The following is a 274-nucleotide window of genomic DNA, read 5'->3' as shown; positions in this document are numbered from 1 at the left end:
ATGTGGGTAGCGACGGAAACTGGAGCTACGTCCCAACGCCGCCTATCGCAAATGGCACGCCTGTCACGGTTGTGGCGCAGGATCCCAGCGGCAATAGCAGCGCGCCGGTTACCGGCGGTGTCGACAGCCAACCGCCAGCAGCGCCCGTGGTGCATCCCAGCAACGGCAACATACTGAGCGGAACCGCCGAGCCCGATAGCACCGTGACCGTCACCACGCCGGGCCGCCCTGACCAGACCACCACAACCGATGCCAATGGCAACTGGGCGGTTAC

The 274-nt window shown here is 65.3% G+C and carries 1 protein-coding gene; it reads left to right on the top strand.

Translation table 11 applies throughout. The features are described 5' to 3' along the window. Positions 1-274: hypothetical protein (locus AC0IYH_RS31540; RefSeq protein ID WP_471838176.1), on the top strand; the 274-nt coding region annotated here is incomplete at both ends.

Source organism: Pseudomonas sp. AC463, assembly GCF_979253585.1.
This window is presented reverse-complemented; position numbering and strand designations above follow the sequence as displayed.